This window comes from Bacillus sp. UMB0893 (assembly GCF_002858905.1).
In the GTDB taxonomy this organism is placed as follows: domain Bacteria; phylum Bacillota; class Bacilli; order Bacillales; family Bacillaceae; genus Bacillus_P.
The window spans coordinates 39,876-56,563 of sequence record NZ_PKLB01000008.1; the positions used below are offsets into that span (position 1 = coordinate 39,876).

The window sequence follows — 16,688 nt, forward strand, 5'->3', positions numbered from 1 at the left end:
ATGAAAGGGCTTTCTAAAGAAAGTATATTAGGACTTATTGCTTTAGGTTTAATCACTGTCATGAGTTTCATCGCACCAGGATTTTTAAGTCAGCAAAATATAAACAATATGATGTTTCAAATTCCAGAATTTGGGTTAATTGCATTAGGGATGATGGTAGTAATTATCACAGGCGGGATCAACCTGTCTATTACTTACACAGCGGCATTATCAGGTGTGGCTATAGCATTAATGCAAAGTAATGGATATCCAATGCTATTATCCATTTTCGTGGGAATAGCAGTAGGCTTGATTTGTGGATTTATTAACGGTTTTATAGTTTCTAAGATTGGAGTATCACCTATTCTAGTAACCTTGGGAACGATGGTTTTATTCGAAGGAATCATTTTGAGTATTACAAAAGGCAATTCCATCTCAGGATTTAGCGAGATATATGGCTTAATAGGAAACGGATACTATTTAGGACTAGTTCCTCTGTCGATGATTATCTTTATTTTATTCATTATAGTTACAGCTGTTCTTCTTAATAAGTCCAAATGGGGCAGGAGTGTTTACATGGTAGGAAGCAATCCGGTAGCAACCCTATTCTCGGGAATTAATAATAATAGGGTGCTGATGGGAGTTTATCTGTACTCAGCTTTGTTAGCTACAATTGCTGCAATTATTATGACCTCCAGATATAACATGGCAAAAGTAGACCTTGGATCTTCATACCTTCTTCAAAGTATTGCTGCTGCTGTACTTGGAGGAACTGATATTCAAGGTGGCTATGGAAAAGTAATTGGAACCGTCTATGCAGTTATTATTTTTCAAGTTTTATCTAGTGGATTAAATCTTTTAGGAGTTCCTCGTTCTATTGTTGGGGTTATTATGGGAGCAATTTTAATTCTAGTTCTTCTTATCAATTTTGCAAAAGCTAAATTAGATGAGAAGAAGCAGAAAAAGCTTCACGAAGTTACAGCTGCTTGAGGATATATTCTGGTTATAAAATCAGATTATCAATAAACGAAAATATGAGGGGGAGTTACTATGAAGAAGTTTCTAGTGACAATGGTTTCATTAGCGTTAATGATGGGTTTACTAGCAGGTTGTGTGTCTACTAATTCTTCCAGCGGAGGAGATTCGCAAGCCAGTGAAAAGAAAGAAGATGGCGACAAACTAAAAATTGCTGTAGTACCCAAACTGGTTGGGATTCCTTATTTTAACGCGTCTGAAACAGGGGCAATTAAAGCGGGAGAAGATTTAGGAGTTGAAGTTATATATACAGGTCCTACTGAACCAGATGCAGCACAGCAAGTGAAAGTGATAGAGGACTTAATTAGCCAAAATGTAGATGTTATTGCTGTTGCACCAAACGATCCATCTTCATTGACTCCAGTGTTAAATAAGGCGAAAGAGCAAGGGATTAAAGTTATGGACTGGGACACTCCTGCAGATCAATCAGTGGTTGAATTATCTGTTCATCAAATTGATGACGAAGCGTATGGTCGTCACATTGCTAAATCACTGATTGAACAAATGGGAACGGAAGATGGAGAAATTGCGATTCTTACAGGCGGTCTTTCAGCTGCCAACTTAAACACATGGATTGAAGCAGCTAAGAAAGAACTTGAAGAGAACTATCCTGGAATTAAATTAGTAACAGATAAAATCGCAACGGACGAAAAACAACCTGTAGCCTATCAAAAAACCCTTGACTTGGTAAAATCATATCCAAACTTAAAGGGTATTATGGCGTTTTCAACCATTGCTCCAATTGGTGCAGCACAAGCTGTACAAGAAAAAGGCTTACAAGATAAAATTTCGGTAGTTGGAACTGCTCTACCAAAAGATTCTAAACCATTTCTTGAAGATGGATCTTTAGATTTAGCTATTCTATGGGAGCCAGATAAGTTAGGTTACTTAACAGTTGCGCTTGCAAAAGATCTTGCAGAAGGCAAAAAACCTGAAGATGGACAAGAAGTATCGAATGTTGGGAATATTGAAGTTTGGGAAGATGGAAAAACAGTCATCCTTGGGCCACCAACAGACTTTACTGCAGAAAATGCAGGAGATTACGACTACTAATAAAGTTTTAAAACCCTTCTCACGTTGAGAGGGGTTTCTTAAAACCTCTCATCTACGGTGGGCGAATAAACTAAATATATTATTACTGACTGAAATCTATAATAAGTTAAAAATGACACTTTCAATGAAGAAGGTGAGACACAGGTGAAATATTGTTTAGCAGTAGACGTAGGAGCATCAAGTGGGCGAATGATTTTGGGACACAAGCAAAAAGACAAAATACTACTAGAAGAAATTCATCGATTTGAAAACAGGATTGTACAAAAAAACAATCAGTTTTGCTGGAATGTAGATGAAATTTTTAATGAAATAAAAAAAGGCCTTATAAAATGCGGGAAGCGGGGGATTAAGCCGGAAAGTATGGGAATTGATACTTGGGCTATTGACTTTGTTTTGTTGGATAAAGAAGATACGCCTTTAACAGATGTAGTTTCTTACCGGGATCCACGAACCGAAGGAATGATTGAGCAAGTAGCTAAGAGAATTTCTAAGAAAGATCTTTATAAAACAACTGGGATCCAGTTTCTAAAGTTTAATACAATCTATCAGCTCTATTCAATAAAACAGAATAAACCTGAAGTATTAGAAAAAGCTCACACCTTTCTTATGATTCCTGATTACTTACACTATTTACTTACCAGTGTAAAAGCGAATGAATACACCAATGCCACAACGACCCAACTAGTTAATACTTATACCGGCAAATGGGATAGGAAAATATTAGAAGAATTAGACCTGCCCGTTAAAATATTTCAAGAAGTTTATCATCCGAAAACAATACTAGGGCAATTAAAAGAGGAGCTTGTAGCAGAACTGGGATTTAATATGAAAGTGATACTTCCTGCAACGCATGATACTGGATCTGCTGTAATTGCTACCCAGGAATGGGAAGAGAGCATTTATATAAGTTCTGGAACATGGTCGTTGATTGGGGTGGAACATCACTCTCCTACCTGTACACCCAAAGCGTTAGAATCAAATTTTACAAATGAAGGCGGGATAGATTGCCGTTACCGTTTCCTAAAAAATATTATGGGTCTATGGATGATTCAAGAAGCCAGGAGACTCTATGGGAAACAATATTCGTTTGCAGAGCTAATGAAGTTATCGGGGGAGATAGAAGATTTCAATTCCATAGTTGATGTGAATGATGATAGATTTTTAAATCCGGAAAATATGATTGAAGAAATAATGAATTATTGCCGAGAAACCTCCCAACAGGTGCCGAAGTCACCTGGAGAAGTAGCAAAATGTATATTCGATAGTCTGGTTGTTAGTTATCAGAAAGCAATTGAAGAAATAGAAGAAATTTTTGAGAGAAAGTTTAATAAGATAAATGTTATTGGCGGCGGTTGTCAAAATGAGGTTTTGAATCAAATGATTGCTAACAAAACGAAGAAAAAAGTGTATGCAGGTCCAGTAGAAGCAACAGCAATCGGTAATATTGTCACTCAGATGATTGCTCTTGGAGAAATTGAGGATTTATTTATAGCAAAAACCATTATCAAAAATTCTTTTGAAGTGAAAACCTATCTGCCCAGAGAAACTCCAGTAAATAATCTTTATAGAGGTGACAAGAAGTGACAGTTTTAGAAAGTTACGAGTTGGCTAAGAGAGAGTACGAAAAATGGGGAATTTCAGTAGATAGTGTTTTAGGACAGTTAAAAAAGATACCTATATCTATCCACTGTTGGCAAGGAGATGATATTACCGGATTTGAAGAAGATAAAGGTGAGCTAACAGGTGGAATTGATGTTACAGGAAACTATCCAGGAAAAGCGAATACACCCTTGGAACTAAGACAGGATTTAGAAAAAGCTCTATCCCTTATTCCTGGTAATCATCGTGTGAATCTTCATGCCATTTATGCAGAGACAGATGGCGAGGTGATAGAAAGAGATCAATTAAAACCACTCCATTTTGAGAAATGGATGAGGTGGGCTAAAAAGAATAAATTGGGATTAGACTTTAACCCAACCTTATTTTCTCATCCAAAGTCTGCGGATGGCCTTACTCTATCCCATCCTGAAAAGGAAACAAGGGAATTTTGGATTAACCATTGTATCGCCAGCCGTAAGATAGGAGAATATTTCGGAAGAGAGCTTGGATCACCATGTTTGACCAATATATGGATACCGGACGGTTTTAAAGATATCCCTAGCGATCGCTTCACGCCGAGGGAAAGATTAAAGGAATCTCTTGATAAGATTTTTGAAGTGGAAGTTAATGAATCCTACAATGTGGATGCTATAGAGAGTAAATTATTTGGAATCGGTTCAGAATCTTTTGTAGTAGGATCTTTTGAATTTTATCTTGGATATGCACTAAAAAACAATAAGTTATGTTTGCTCGACACAGGACATTTTCATCCGACTGAAACAGTATCAAATAAAATTTCTTCAATGCTGCTTTTCAGTGAAAAGATTGCCTTACATGTCTCTAGGCCGGTTCGTTGGGATAGCGATCACGTTGTTATATTAGATGAAGAAGTGCGGGAAATTGCAATTGAAATTGTACGTAACAATGCCCTAGATAAGGTACTGATTGGACTTGATTTCTTTGATGCCAGTATCAATAGAATTGCAGCTTGGGTGATCGGTACACGAAATATGATAAAAGCTTTGTTGTATGGATTACTAATGCCACATAATTATTTTAAACAATTGCAAGAAAAAGGTAATTATACAGAGAGATTAGCACTTTTAGAAGAATTCAAAACATATCCGTTTGGTGCAATTTGGGATTACTATTGTGAAACAATGGGAGTTCCAGTTAAAGAAGCATGGTTATCTGAAGTAATGGATTATGAACGAGAAGTCTTAGCAAATCGATTTGCAGTAAGTAAATAAACCTTAGACTTAAGAGTCTACTGGAATAGGAGCTATAATTATGGAGGCAAACATGAGCAAGGTAAAGAGTAACATACTAGAGGCATCTTTTATTCAAGAAATGATGGAAGCTACCCTTAATATGTGGAAAAATGGGTGGGATGAACGAAATGGAGGGAATGTTAGTTACTTACTAATGAAAGATGAAGTAAGCCCATATCTTGATCTTGAGCAAGTTGTTCGAACAATTGAACTTGATTTTCCTGTAAAAGAATTGGCAAATATGTATTTCCTCGTTACTGGATCTGGGAAATATTTTAAAAATGTTAAAAAGAATCCAGAAGATTCTCTAGGGATTATTCGAGTATCAGAATCAGGTAACTATGTAGAAGTACTTTGGGGTTTTACAGATAAAGGCAGGCCAACAAGCGAGTTACCGTCTCATTTTATGACTCATATTGTTCGATTGCAGCAAGATGAGAATCATAGAGTAGTTATGCATAATCATGCTACCAATGTAATTGCTATGACATTTACTCATGAATTAGATGAGAAAAGCTTTACAAAAACCTTGTGGAAAATGTGTACAGAATGCATCATTGTATTCCCAGATGGTGTAGGACTGCTTCCTTGGATGATTCCTGGTACAGATTTAATAGGCCGGAAAACGGCTGAAAAAATGGAAAGCCATCAATTAGTCATTTGGCCACACCATGGTATCTTTGGAGTTGGTACTTCAATAGATGATGCATTTGGGTTAATTGAAACTGCCGAAAAAGCTGCTCAAATTTACATGCTAACTAACTCCCATCAGGGCGGAATAAAACAAGGTATAACTGATCAAGAATTATATGATTTAGCTCTATCATTTGGTGTAACCCCAAGGGAAGGAATATTGGAGTTATAATATTCCTTAATAATTGCAGGAGCGATGGGTATGTACCTAATACTGCGCTGAGCAGTTTCCCAGAAGGAAGAATGATGGGAAGACGTATATTCATTATGGAAGTTCATTTAAGTCTGAGGAAGAGTTGGACGAATTCTTAAAGGGTTAAGATGAGTTATTTAAAAATCGATAATAAACAAGAAAAACGATCAGCCCTGATCGTTTTTCTTTTAGTCTTTTTGTTTATTTATAGTACATAGTTAAATCCGTCATAACAGGATAAAGATCGCTTGGGAATTGTCCATTCTTTTGGTAGTTAATAATTTCAATTGTTTTAGCTAAGATGTTTCCTTTTTCAAGGATCCAATCAATACGTCTCTCAGGTCCCTGCCCAGTAGGATCATTAAAACCATTAAACGTTCAAAGATCTTCGTTCACGCGAGTTTGAGCTGTATCCCAAAGATCACTGAACTCTCCTTCTTTTGTCAGGGTATGATGTGGAAGACAGTTGGACCAGCATTGAAATCACCTGTTAAGATGACAGGTAAATCAGGATTGAACTCTTTTGTTTTTTCTAAGATTAATGCTGCGCTCTTTTCTCTGGCTACAGGTGATTGGTGATCAAAATGAGTATTTACTACGTAGAATTGCTGGTTGCTCCTTTTATCAAGGAACTTTGCCCACGTTACCATACGGGGAATTTGGTTTCCCCATGATTTGGACCCAATAACATTTGGAAGGTCTGCAAGAAAAGCAGGATCTAGCATATGGCTGCCTCCCTAAATGTTTTTTATAAAGCGACCAAATGATTGGTAATATACCGGGGGAAAATGCCTTATTCCGATATAAAAATCATTCATGCTGATGTTGGGGGATATCAGGGCCCTTATTTTCAGGTGAAGATCGATTTGGAAAAAGCCAGGTAGAGAATGATCATTCCATTGAGTGTTTTGAATCGAACCACTTGATTTATAAACTAAAAGAATCTGAAGTAGATTGGTTTCTAAAAGAGCTGTATAAGTGCGACTTTGTCAACTGGGCAGAGGAATACATTCAGTTTGCGATGGACGGAACTCACTGGACTGTGCGGATTGAGTATAGCAACCATTGTGAAATCAAAAGGGGAAGCAATCATTTTCCACTCAAGTGAACGAAGTTTTGTAAAGCAGTGGCCAAAGTAAGCAAAGGGGATTTTTACTAGATTAAAAATCCTGCCTTCAAATAGAAAGCAGGATTTTATTAACTTTCAACAGCTTTATAAAAAACAAAAAACGCCACCAAAGCCCCGAAACTTCCCAATCCAAGCAGGATCAGAAGAGGAAAGATGCTTGTACTTATGTAAAACATGATCCCAATCCCCACCGTAATCCCAACTGTATGCAACGGCTTCCCAATCGACAGCAGCATTGCGTTCTTAAGCGATTGGAACAGTTTCAGATGATAATGCACAGTGTTCGAAAAGAAGTGAAGAGTAAAGACAAACATGAACATGCCTACTGCCAGAAACAGATAATATAGAGGCGAGTTGGCTTTGGCAAAGTAAAAGTAGTCGATAACCAGGATGATCCAGAGCGGGACGCTGAGCATGCCGCCTATCATGCTTCGGATGTAGTTTTCTTTGTAGAAGCGCCAGTAGGACCGGATCAGCGGAACTTGGAGGTCCGTGGTCACCCATTTGCGCACAATGCCGAAGAGGGCGCTTGTGGCCGGGAATAGGATGAACGGAGCAAAGAATCCAATGGTCAGTCCGTTGACAATGAAGCCAGCCGGGTCTTTGATTGCAAATAGATTGAAGGTTAGGTAAACGATCGGCAGGTTGAAGAAAAGCCAGACGATGTTAGCTATGAAGATTTTGGTGATCCATTCGGTTACGGTGTAGAGCTGCTGCAACAATCCTCCGGTTTTCATTGATTTCCCCCTGATTAATTGAAAACGTTTTTATCGTTTTTCTCTTATCATAGCATATTCATTTTGAACTTTGGACGGCGAATACAGAATTTTCGTAGTTTAAACTATTTAATTATCAGTTTATTAAAAATATTTCTTCTTTTTTGTTAAAAAATCGTTGCGCAGACAAAATTTAGGCTGTATTCTAGGTTTAGATATAAAAACGTTTTTATGAAGGCAGGAGAGTACGATTACGAAAATTACGATTAAAGACGTCGCAAGAGAAGCAGGAGTATCGATTTCTACTGTTTCCAATGCCTTGAATGGTGTGGATGTGCTGAATGCAGCTACGAGAGATCATGTGTTGGATGTGGCCAACCGGTTGAATTACATACCGAATGTCAACGGCAGAAACTTGAAAACCAGCGCAACGAAAGTATTAGGGCTTTTTATCACAAGCATGCAGGGTCCGTATTATGGCATTCTGACGGATTCGATTTACAAGGAGTGCGAGAGAAACGGGTATGAACTGAATGTGTTTGTTACAAAGAATGACCGCAATGCGCTGAGCAATATCTTAGGCAAGCGAGTGGATGGCGCAATCATTTTGAATGAATGGATTACAGACAAGCATATGGATCAGCTTGACAAAGCGAAGGCGCCGATTGTGTTTTTGGACAGGGAGAAGGTCAGCGAAACCATTTCAAGTGTGGTGTTCGATTCGTATAAAGGCGGACAGGTTGTGGCCCGTTATTTGATGAATCTTGGACACAAACGTATTGGCTACATTCAAGGGTATTCTAATCTGTATGATGATATTGAGAGATTCAGAGGATTTAAGGATGCACTGCTGGAAGCGGGTCTTGAATTTCATGAAGAGCACAGGTTAGTCGGTTATTTTGAAGAAGAGGCGAGCTATTCGGCTGTGAAGTCTTATGTCAGAAGCGGCAAGCAGCTGCCTGATGCGTTTTTTGCAGCGAATGATTTGAGTGCGATTGGTGCGATTAAAGCGCTGAAGTCAGAAGGGCTGGTCGTGCCGGAGGATATCAGTGTAATTGGGTTTGACGATATAGACATCAGTGAGTTTTTCAATCCGCCGATTACGACGGTGAATAATCCGATTGCTAGACAGGGACTGCTTGCGGTGAATCGTCTGCTGGCGATGATTCAGAATAAAGCGGATGGCAGACTTGATAAGCTCGAAGGGAACTTGGTAGTAAGAAATTCGTGCAGTGTGAATAAAATGGTTTTTATGAATGACTCCATTTAAAGCGCTTACAAAATAAGTTGCTTTTAAATTTGGATAAATAAAAACGTTTTTAGTAAGAACAAAGGGAGGATCCATAAGGAGAATGGGAGGGATTGAATTGAATAAGAAACCGTTCTTGAAGAAGCTTAAAGAGCAGTGGCCGCTGCAGGTCATGGTGCTCCCCGGCATTATTTTTATGATTATTTTCTGCTATATTCCAATTTATGGTTTGACGATTGCCTTTAAGAGCTTTTCGGTCACAGATACGATTGCCGCTGCACCTTGGGTAGGGTGGGAGAACTTTAAGGTGGCGTTTGGGGACAAGTTCTTTTGGGATTCAGTCGTCAATACACTTGCTATCAGTTTTCTAAAGCTTTTGATTGGGTTTACTGCACCAATTCTTCTGGCGATTATGATTTTTGAATTGAAAGATGGCTGGTTTAAGAAATGGGTTCAGACGATTTCGTATTTACCGCATTTTCTGTCCTGGATAGTGGTCGGAGGGATGCTGATCAGCTGGCTGTCGACGACAGGGATTCTAAATACGATTTTAGTGGGTGCCGGGATTTTGGACAGTCCCCGCAATTTCCTTGTTGAACCGAATAGCTATTGGATGATTGCGGTGCTGTCTGATGTCTGGAAGGGCGTTGGTTGGGGGACGATAATCTACTTGGCCACAATGGCTGGGATTGATCCGACCTATTATGAAGCAGCGAAGATGGATGGGGCGACAAAAATCCAACAGATTATTCATATTACGTTGCCGCTCATGAAGTTCATTATTTCACTGATGTTTATTCTCGCGGTCGGAGGCATCTTAGGTTCCAACCTCGATCAGACGTTAGTGTTAATGAATCCGCTGAACGCTTCACATGCCGAGGTTATTAACTCTTATGTATACAAAATCGGTCTTGCTCAAGGGGATTTCTCGTATGCGACGGCTGTCGGCCTTGCGATTTCGATTATCTCATTAATCCTTGTGCTTATCACAAACCGCCTCACTAAGAAATTTAGTGACCGGTCTGTCTTTTAGGAGGGTGTCATGAAAGTTGCGAATACTGAACAGATCCAGATTGCTGTAAAAGGTCCTAAAGGCAGCGGGAAAGTGAAGGAAAACAGGATCTTTAACGTTGTAAATATTGTGTTTATGTCGATGTTTGCGCTCGTGATTCTTTTTCCGATCTGGGACATAGTCGTTGCGTCCTTCAGCAGTCCGGATACACTTAGAAGCTCGAAAATCCGCATTTGGCCAGAGGAATTTTCGCTTGAAAACTATCGTCTGGTGTTCAACGATGCAAGCATTTGGAATGCGTTCCTCATTTCCATTCTGAAGACGGTCATCGGCGTTGTCACCCATGTGTTTTTTACCGCGATGGTTGCTTATGCTATGAGCAAGAAGGATTTGCTTGGACGAAACATTTATACAGCGATGGGGATTGGAACAATGTTTTTCAGCGGAGGCATGATTCCTACGTATCTATTAATGAAGTCTCTTGGATTGCTTGATAGCTTCTGGGTATATATCATCCCGGCGCTCTTCAGCTATTACGATATGATCATTATCATGAACTTTTTCCGTGAGATTCCGAGTTCACTTGAGGAATCTGCGAAGATGGACGGAGCTGGTGTATGGACGATCTTCATGAAAATCATCATTCCTTTATCAATGCCTGTTCTGGCAACGATCGCACTCTTTAACGGGGTGTATCAATGGAATGATTATATTACGACAAAGCTGTATATCAGCAATGAAGCCTTATATCCAATCCAGATGAAGCTATATGAAATCATTGTGCAGCAGCAGGCGCAGACGATGCAGACGGTTGGATCAGTCGTCATTCCGACTTCATCAGAGTCGATTCAGTTAGCGACGATTGTGATCGCAACGGTGCCGATTGTATTGGTGTATCCGTTCCTGCAAAAATACTTTATCTCCGGCATGATGATTGGAGCTGTAAAAGAGTAGGCTTTCCTTCACGTACAGGAGCATAAATGTAAACGTTAACACCGTGACGGCTGTACATTGTGAACTCATAATAGATTACTAATTTCTTATTTTAGGAGGAAGTCGAATGAAGAGTAAGTGGCAGTCGCTTTTGTCAAAAGGCATGGTGTTAATCCTGGCGCTGACAATGATTCTTACAGGATGCGTAAACTCAGAAAGTGCTTCAAGCAAAGAAGGAACAGGAACGAAAGAAAAGGCGAGATACGAAGTCGATGAAAACATTCCAGCATGGAAAGCGGATAAAAAAGAAAGCACAGAGCTTACCTGGTACGTAAATGCAGATTGGTTCAACAAAGAGTACGGCAACGATACGATTACGAAGAAATTGAAAGAGGATCTTAATCTTGATATTAAATTTCTAACAGGTGACGATACGAAGTTGAATACGTATTTTGCAAGCGGTGACCTGCCTGACATCATTACCATTTTCGGAGGCAATACCCCAACTGCTCAAAAAGCGGATACATGGGCGCTGCCTTTAAGTGAATTAGCAGACAAATATGATCCGTATTTTCACAAAGTGGCACAGGAGCAGACGCTGAACTGGTATCAGCTGAAAGACGGCAAAACATACGGTTATCCGAGCTTCTCGAATACGGACGAGCATTACGACAACGGAATGGTCGTCGGCAGTGATGCGTTTGTCATTCGCAATGATATTTATGAAGCAATCGGCAAGCCTAGCATGTCCACTCCAGAAGAGTTCTTGTCAGCTTTGGAGAAAATCAAAGCGCAATTCCCTGACACGATTCCATTCGGCTTTAGAGGCTTTGCGGCAGAAGGAGACACGAGCTCACTTGCCGGCATTCTGCAAAACCATCTTGGAGTCCCGATTACAACTGAAGACGGAAAGTGGTACAACCGAAATCTTGATGAAGACTATTTAGAATGGATTAAAGTTTTCAATGAAGCTTATAAAAAAGGATATATCAGTGAGGATAATTTCTCTGATGATAATACGATTTTTGAAGAGAAAGTAGCGCGCGGCGATTATGCGGCGATGTTCGTGAATGGTGTACCTCAGCTTTCGAGTACGCTTCAGAAAAATATCGCAGCAAATCCAGATCAAAAATATATAGCGATTGATGGACCGAAAAGCACTAAAGGAAATGAGCCTGCTTTAAATCAGACAGGAATTTCAGGCTGGTCCGTCACATATATCACGAAGAAAGCAAAGGATCCTCAAAAAGCGATTCAGCTGTTCACTTACTTGCTTAGTGAAGATGGACAGTACTTAACGAATTACGGAGTAGAGGGAGAGACGTTTGATTTTAATGGAGAAGGAAAAGCAGTCTTAAAGCCTGAAGTTCTGGAACTAAGAAATGCCAATCCGGATGAGTACAAGAAGAAGTACCGCCTAGGGGAATTCTGGTTCTTCGGACATGATACGTTTGCTCTTGAAAAAGGTCAAAACGAGCCGGTTGAAGCAACAGCCCAAATTACAGAGTGGGCTGAAGGAAAGCTTAAGCCGCAGTTTATTATTGAAAACACCGATCCTGATCAGGGCAGTGCGGAAGCCAGAAGCCTGACGAATATCAACTCCTTCTGGGCGACGACTTTGGCGAACATGCTAAGAGCGAAAAACGATAAAGCCTTTGATAAATTGGTATCCGATTATGAAAAGTTCCTTGATGCCAATAACTTTGACGCGATTATCAAAATCAGAAACGAAAAAATGAAGGAAAACGCTGAAAAGCTTGGCTATGAATAAATGATGAATGAGAATCAGAGCCAGATGCTTTGATTCTCCCTTTTTTCTGACCATAAATGAAAGGCTGGTGCAAAATCGTGACATCTAATACGCATTCCAAAGCAAGCAGCTTAAAATCAACCATGCAGCTGAAGATGATTGACGGCAGGGCTGTTCCGTTTCAAAACGGCATTCCTTATCCGTCTTTTGAGCCGCAGAGCCGTACAGTGAAATCTCTTGCAGGGGACTGGAAGAAGAAGCGCTTTGACGCAGATCATGACTGGTCCATGAGTGAGCGGAATCATGAGTGGAGAGAGAAAGAAGAATCAGAAGGAATTACATTGCCTTCTTTTGATGACAGCAATTGGGAAACTCATTCTGTTCCGCTCCCTGAAAATATGCTTACTGGAAAAGAAGAAGTAAACGGTGCAGAAACGTATGAAAATGGTGTCTGGTACAGGAGGAGCTTTATTCTTGATGATCAATGGGATGGGAAGGCAGTCTCTTTAAAATGTCTCGGGTTATCCTATGTCGGCGATTTTTGGATCAATGGCAGGTACGCAGGATACCATGAAGGCGGGTTTACACCGTTTTCATTTGATGTAACATCTCTAGTAAACAAAGGTGAAAACATGATCGTGGTACGGGTCGACAATCCGCCATGGACAACCCGCATAGATACAGTGCCTGCCGTTGATAATGACTTTTTCAATTATACTGGCCTGATTCATGATCTCTTTATAGAAGCGGCAAACTCCGTCCACGTTGTAAGAGCCGATATTGTGCCTAAGAATACAGAGGGTGACCTTGAGCTGGCTGTTGTTCTTGAAAATCGGACAGATCAGCCACATGAGGTCACTGTAAAAGGCGACGTATATGAAACTGACTATCTATCTAAAGACTTTCTGACAGAGCCTGATGCCAAAAGCATTTGTACAAAGCAGGCAAAGGTAAGTGGAATAAAAGGTATAAAAATCACTCTGGCTCCAAAAGAAACAAGAGTCATTTCCTATAAAGCATCAATCGCTGATCCGAAGCTCTGGAGTATACGAACTCCAAACTTATATGTTCTAAAGGTAATAGTGTCGGATGAACAGGCGGAGCTGGATGCCTTTTATTCTCAGTTTGGCATTCGCACGCTGAAGGCAGAGAAAGCTAAAATCTGTCTCAACGGTGATCCCGTCTTTTTAGCCGGTGTGGCCCGTCATGAAGAGTGGCCTGAGTATGGAAGAACCGCTTCATGGGACCGCATTAAAAGTGATTTTCTCCAAATTGCCGATTTATCCGTCAATATGGTGCGGACTGCTCACTATCCGAACCATGTGTATACCTTCATCATGCTTGACCGTCTCGGCTTAACTGCAATGAGTGAAATCCCATTGTGGCAATTTGAAACTGAGCATTATGAGGCTCAGGAAACTAGGGGAATCTCCTATCAGATGTGGCGCGAAATGGTTTATTCCAACTTTAATAGACCGTCGATCATTATGTGGAGTACGCAAAATGAATCGAAGGATGTATTGCTTCGGAAAGCTTACAATGAGAGATTAGTTTCTGAACTGAGAGACTTCTATAATGACGGCCGATTAATCACTCAGAGTGCTGCGGCTGATCAGCCGGGCTTTGAAGATGCCTCCATGGAACCGCTTGATGTGGCTGGCTGGACGATGTACTTTGGGATTTTTCACGGCAGCACCCCATATGAAGGAACAAGAGACTTTATCGAAAAAGCCCACGCAAAATGGCCGGATAAACCCATTATTAACACCGAATATGGGATCTGGAGCAATGCGGACAAAAGTTTTATTGAAAAGCAGGTAGAGATTTACGAAGATGTTCAATTGGCTCTGATTGAAAAAGCAACGGTATCACCCCAGGGCATTGTGAATGACAATGGCTACATTGCCGGAATCGATTACTGGACCGTATTCGACTGGTATGTGAACCATAATAAGTTCTATCAAACGATGGGCATGTACCATATGGACAGAAAAACAACTAAGCCGCTTTACGATCGGTTCGTAGAAGATCACAGACGGATGATGGGAAAAACAAACGGAATTGGAATGGCTTCTTATGATCAGTATTTAGAAAAGCTAAAAGGCACTGTTGAGAAGGGAACGGGAGAGTTCGTTCTAGATGAAGTAAAGGATTTAAGCGAGGAAAATTACTTGATGGTAAGAGTGATAGATCCTGAAAATCAAGATAGAATGGTCATTGAACTGATGGACGAAAAAGGCGATTCCGATTCCTATCAGACCTATAGCATCCAGACCAATCAGGAATTTGACGTACATGTTCCGCTGTGGAAGATGAACAGAGATGTTCTTAAAACTGTTTCAAAAGTAAAAGTTATGTATAAAGATAGCCGCAAGTTGGAAGTGGTTGAAGTTGTGAGCGGGATGTTTGGGAGGTAATGTTTGAAAACACAATAAGGTGAATGCAACTTTAGATCCAGCAAAAATTAAAGAAATTCAAATACTAGGTAACCACCTGTTGTTGTGATGAGCTAATAATCACTTTTTTTCGGGAATTTACAAAAGCTACAGCATGCTGCTGTAGCTTTTGTCTTAAGTATTATCGGTCACATGCTATACCATCACGGTCACGATCCAGTTTTGTTGAATAACCTGGTTCACCTATACGGATTGGAGCTGCACCAGCTTCTCGTACTTCTGTGCAGTTCTTATAATAAACATTTTGCACTTGAGCAGCTTCTTCCTCCGCTTTTTGTTCCTCAGCAAGGCGAGCAGCTTCTTCTTTTTTTCTTTGTTCCTCGGCAAGGCGAGCGGCTTCTTCTTTCTTTCTTTGCTCCTCTGCAAGGCGAGCGGCTTCTTCTTTCTTTCTTTGCTCTTCAGCAAGGCGAGCAGCTTCTTCTTTCTTTCTTTGCTCTTCAGCAAGGCGAGCAGCTTCTTCTTTTTTCTTTTGCTCTTCATCAAGACGGGCTTCTTCTTCCTTCTTCTTTTGTTCTCCTTCAGTTATTTTACTAGTCTCTCCGTTGTTATTCACTTCAGTAGCTTTAATTTCCTTGTTGTTATCCTCGTTTACCTGTTTGGGTTGTGAATTAGCAGTTGCTGTTTCTTTATTGGATCCTTCTTCAAATGTAATTGCGATCCCCACAAATAATATAAATAAATAGCAGAGAGAAGCAATTGAGGCTTTCCACCACTTTCCAGAACGATAACCTAGAATTTTGCGATACCATTTTCTTTTTAAAACAGTAACTTGAATAGATTTTTGCATAAGTATAGAAGTAAATTCTTTTCCTGACCCGTTTAATGTAAGTTTACCTTCGATTGTGTTAATTTCAGTTTTTAAAACGAAATGGTCGAATGTCGCCCCATTAAAGAAAGTTAGAGGCCAAATTTTTCTTATAAAAACTTTCCTTTTTTCTTGGTCATATTCATAAAGCAAAATCTTTTCATCTACCACAATAAAATTACCAATCTTTTTTTGTTCAAATAAATTTCCTTCAATGATAAGTGAAGAATTAGGGTGTTTTTCCTTTAATAGTCTAGAGCCATTCGAAGTGACTCCCTTATTATCGCGATTCATAAGTATTGGAGTAATTTTTACTCCATTTAATTTATAATGCTCCAATTTGTCTGCATGGAGGAAAAAATCAAAGTTGTGAGTGACGGTAGTAAGAATTTCCTGTGAAGGATTCTGGATTTTTTCTTTAAGTATGAAGAAAAACTCATCTGTATCATCATTCTTTTTCACATCATCAAACCTATAAAACATGCCGTTTGAATAAAATTTAATGACCCATTCATTTTTGTCTTTTCCCTCAGCAATCATTCCTAAATCTCTGATGTGTTGAAAATGGAAAATTTGTTGGTCTTTATTCGATGCAAACAACATTTTATAGTTAGTGATAATAAGTATACCGTCTAATTCATTTTTGTTTTTTTTATCATGTTCAGCTTCAATAGCCTTTAAAACTACTTCATCAGAACCTAAAACTAAATGTTCTAGTTGATTGAAAACTTTCTTAAACTTTGTGTACATATACTTTTGTGTAAGGGTTGGATTATTCCCTATCCATATGCTCATTATTATTCCTCCAAAATAGT

General features: G+C 39.6%; 14 protein-coding genes. 11 read left to right on the forward strand and 3 right to left on the reverse strand.

From position 1 onward, the window contains the following. The 5 genes from CYJ36_RS17435 (at position 1) to rhaD (ending at position 5,802) form a co-directional block, all read left to right on the forward strand. Entirely contained in the window at positions 1-969 is a 969-nt protein-coding gene (locus CYJ36_RS17435) for an ABC transporter permease (RefSeq protein WP_101568541.1), read from the forward strand. 60 nt (positions 970-1,029) lie between these two features. Next, a complete protein-coding gene (locus tag CYJ36_RS17440) occupies positions 1,030-2,067 on the forward strand; it encodes an autoinducer 2 ABC transporter substrate-binding protein (protein WP_101568542.1) in 1,038 nt (345 codons plus the stop codon). Positions 2,068-2,211: 144 nt separating this feature from the next. Then, on the forward strand, positions 2,212-3,651 hold the full coding sequence (gene rhaB, locus CYJ36_RS17445) for a rhamnulokinase (RefSeq protein ID WP_101568543.1): 1,440 nt from the start codon (positions 2,212-2,214) through the stop codon (positions 3,649-3,651). Further along, positions 3,648-4,916, forward strand: a complete 1,269-nt coding sequence (gene rhaA / locus CYJ36_RS17450; RefSeq protein ID WP_101568544.1) for an L-rhamnose isomerase — start codon at positions 3,648-3,650, stop codon at positions 4,914-4,916. Before rhaB ends, rhaA begins: the two co-directional genes overlap by 4 nt. A 52-nt stretch (positions 4,917-4,968) precedes the next feature. Then, complete coding sequence (gene rhaD, locus CYJ36_RS17455) at positions 4,969-5,802, forward strand: rhamnulose-1-phosphate aldolase (protein WP_101568748.1); 834 nt, start codon at positions 4,969-4,971, stop codon at positions 5,800-5,802. A 464-nt stretch (positions 5,803-6,266) separates the two neighbouring features. Here the strand turns inward: rhaD and CYJ36_RS17460 are convergent, their stop codons facing one another. After that, the gene (locus tag CYJ36_RS17460) at positions 6,267-6,548 is read right to left on the reverse strand and encodes a hypothetical protein (RefSeq protein WP_101568545.1); all 282 of its coding nucleotides are present in this window, start codon (positions 6,546-6,548) and stop codon (positions 6,267-6,269) included. A gap of 197 nt (positions 6,549-6,745) precedes the next feature. On the opposite strand from CYJ36_RS17460, the gene CYJ36_RS24110 reads away from it, so the two are divergent. After that, positions 6,746-6,931 carry a hypothetical protein gene (locus CYJ36_RS24110; RefSeq protein WP_219621119.1) on the forward strand — a complete coding sequence of 62 codons (186 nt, stop codon included), beginning with the start codon at positions 6,746-6,748 and terminating at the stop codon, positions 6,929-6,931. Between the two features lie 89 nt (positions 6,932-7,020). Here the strand turns inward: CYJ36_RS24110 and CYJ36_RS17465 are convergent, their stop codons facing one another. Continuing rightward, the gene (locus CYJ36_RS17465; protein ID WP_101568546.1) at positions 7,021-7,689 is read right to left on the reverse strand and encodes a YesL family protein; all 669 of its coding nucleotides are present in this window, start codon (positions 7,687-7,689) and stop codon (positions 7,021-7,023) included. Between the two features lie 244 nt (positions 7,690-7,933). Here CYJ36_RS17465 and CYJ36_RS17470 point away from each other — a divergent pair, with 244 nt between their 5' ends. The 5 genes from CYJ36_RS17470 to CYJ36_RS17490 all read left to right on the forward strand — a co-directional run bounded on the left by CYJ36_RS17470 (position 7,934) and on the right by CYJ36_RS17490 (position 15,029). Then, positions 7,934-8,938 carry a LacI family DNA-binding transcriptional regulator gene (locus CYJ36_RS17470; RefSeq protein WP_257962535.1) on the forward strand — a complete coding sequence of 335 codons (1,005 nt, stop codon included), beginning with the start codon at positions 7,934-7,936 and terminating at the stop codon, positions 8,936-8,938. Between the two features lie 97 nt (positions 8,939-9,035). Further along, positions 9,036-9,950, forward strand: a complete 915-nt coding sequence (locus tag CYJ36_RS17475) for an ABC transporter permease (RefSeq protein ID WP_308315347.1) — start codon at positions 9,036-9,038, stop codon at positions 9,948-9,950. Positions 9,951-9,959: 9 nt separating this feature from the next. Next, positions 9,960-10,883: a carbohydrate ABC transporter permease gene (locus CYJ36_RS17480; RefSeq protein ID WP_101568549.1), complete on the forward strand. Its 924-nt coding sequence runs from the start codon at positions 9,960-9,962 to the stop codon at positions 10,881-10,883. A gap of 106 nt (positions 10,884-10,989) precedes the next feature. Further along, positions 10,990-12,633: a sugar ABC transporter substrate-binding protein gene (locus tag CYJ36_RS17485; RefSeq protein WP_101568550.1), complete on the forward strand. Its 1,644-nt coding sequence runs from the start codon at positions 10,990-10,992 to the stop codon at positions 12,631-12,633. 77 nt (positions 12,634-12,710) lie between these two features. Continuing rightward, positions 12,711-15,029 carry a glycoside hydrolase family 2 TIM barrel-domain containing protein gene (locus CYJ36_RS17490; protein ID WP_224773363.1) on the forward strand — a complete coding sequence of 773 codons (2,319 nt, stop codon included), beginning with the start codon at positions 12,711-12,713 and terminating at the stop codon, positions 15,027-15,029. A 160-nt stretch (positions 15,030-15,189) separates the two neighbouring features. On the opposite strand, the gene CYJ36_RS17495 is transcribed toward CYJ36_RS17490, so the two are convergent. Further along, the gene (locus tag CYJ36_RS17495) at positions 15,190-16,668 is read right to left on the reverse strand and encodes an excalibur calcium-binding domain-containing protein (RefSeq protein WP_101568552.1); all 1,479 of its coding nucleotides are present in this window, start codon (positions 16,666-16,668) and stop codon (positions 15,190-15,192) included. Between the last annotated feature and the right edge of the window lie 20 nt (positions 16,669-16,688).

Excerpts from the sequence above, each read along its gene's own strand:
- CYJ36_RS17435 (WP_101568541.1), top strand. The coding sequence starts at position 1 with ATGAAAGGGCTTTCTAAAGAAAGTATATTAGGACTTATTGCTTTAGGT.
- CYJ36_RS17440 (WP_101568542.1), top strand. The coding sequence starts at position 1,030 with ATGAAGAAGTTTCTAGTGACAATGGTTTCATTAGCGTTAATGATGGGT.
- rhaD (WP_101568748.1), top strand. The coding sequence starts at position 4,969 with ATGAGCAAGGTAAAGAGTAACATACTAGAGGCATCTTTTATTCAAGAA.
- CYJ36_RS17460 (WP_101568545.1), bottom strand. The coding sequence starts at position 6,548 with ATGCTAGATCCTGCTTTTCTTGCAGACCTTCCAAATGTTATTGGGTCC.
- CYJ36_RS17465 (WP_101568546.1), bottom strand. The coding sequence starts at position 7,689 with ATGAAAACCGGAGGATTGTTGCAGCAGCTCTACACCGTAACCGAATGG.
- CYJ36_RS17480 (WP_101568549.1), top strand. The coding sequence starts at position 9,960 with ATGAAAGTTGCGAATACTGAACAGATCCAGATTGCTGTAAAAGGTCCT.
- CYJ36_RS17485 (WP_101568550.1), top strand. The coding sequence starts at position 10,990 with ATGAAGAGTAAGTGGCAGTCGCTTTTGTCAAAAGGCATGGTGTTAATC.
- CYJ36_RS17495 (WP_101568552.1), bottom strand. The coding sequence starts at position 16,668 with ATGAGCATATGGATAGGGAATAATCCAACCCTTACACAAAAGTATATG.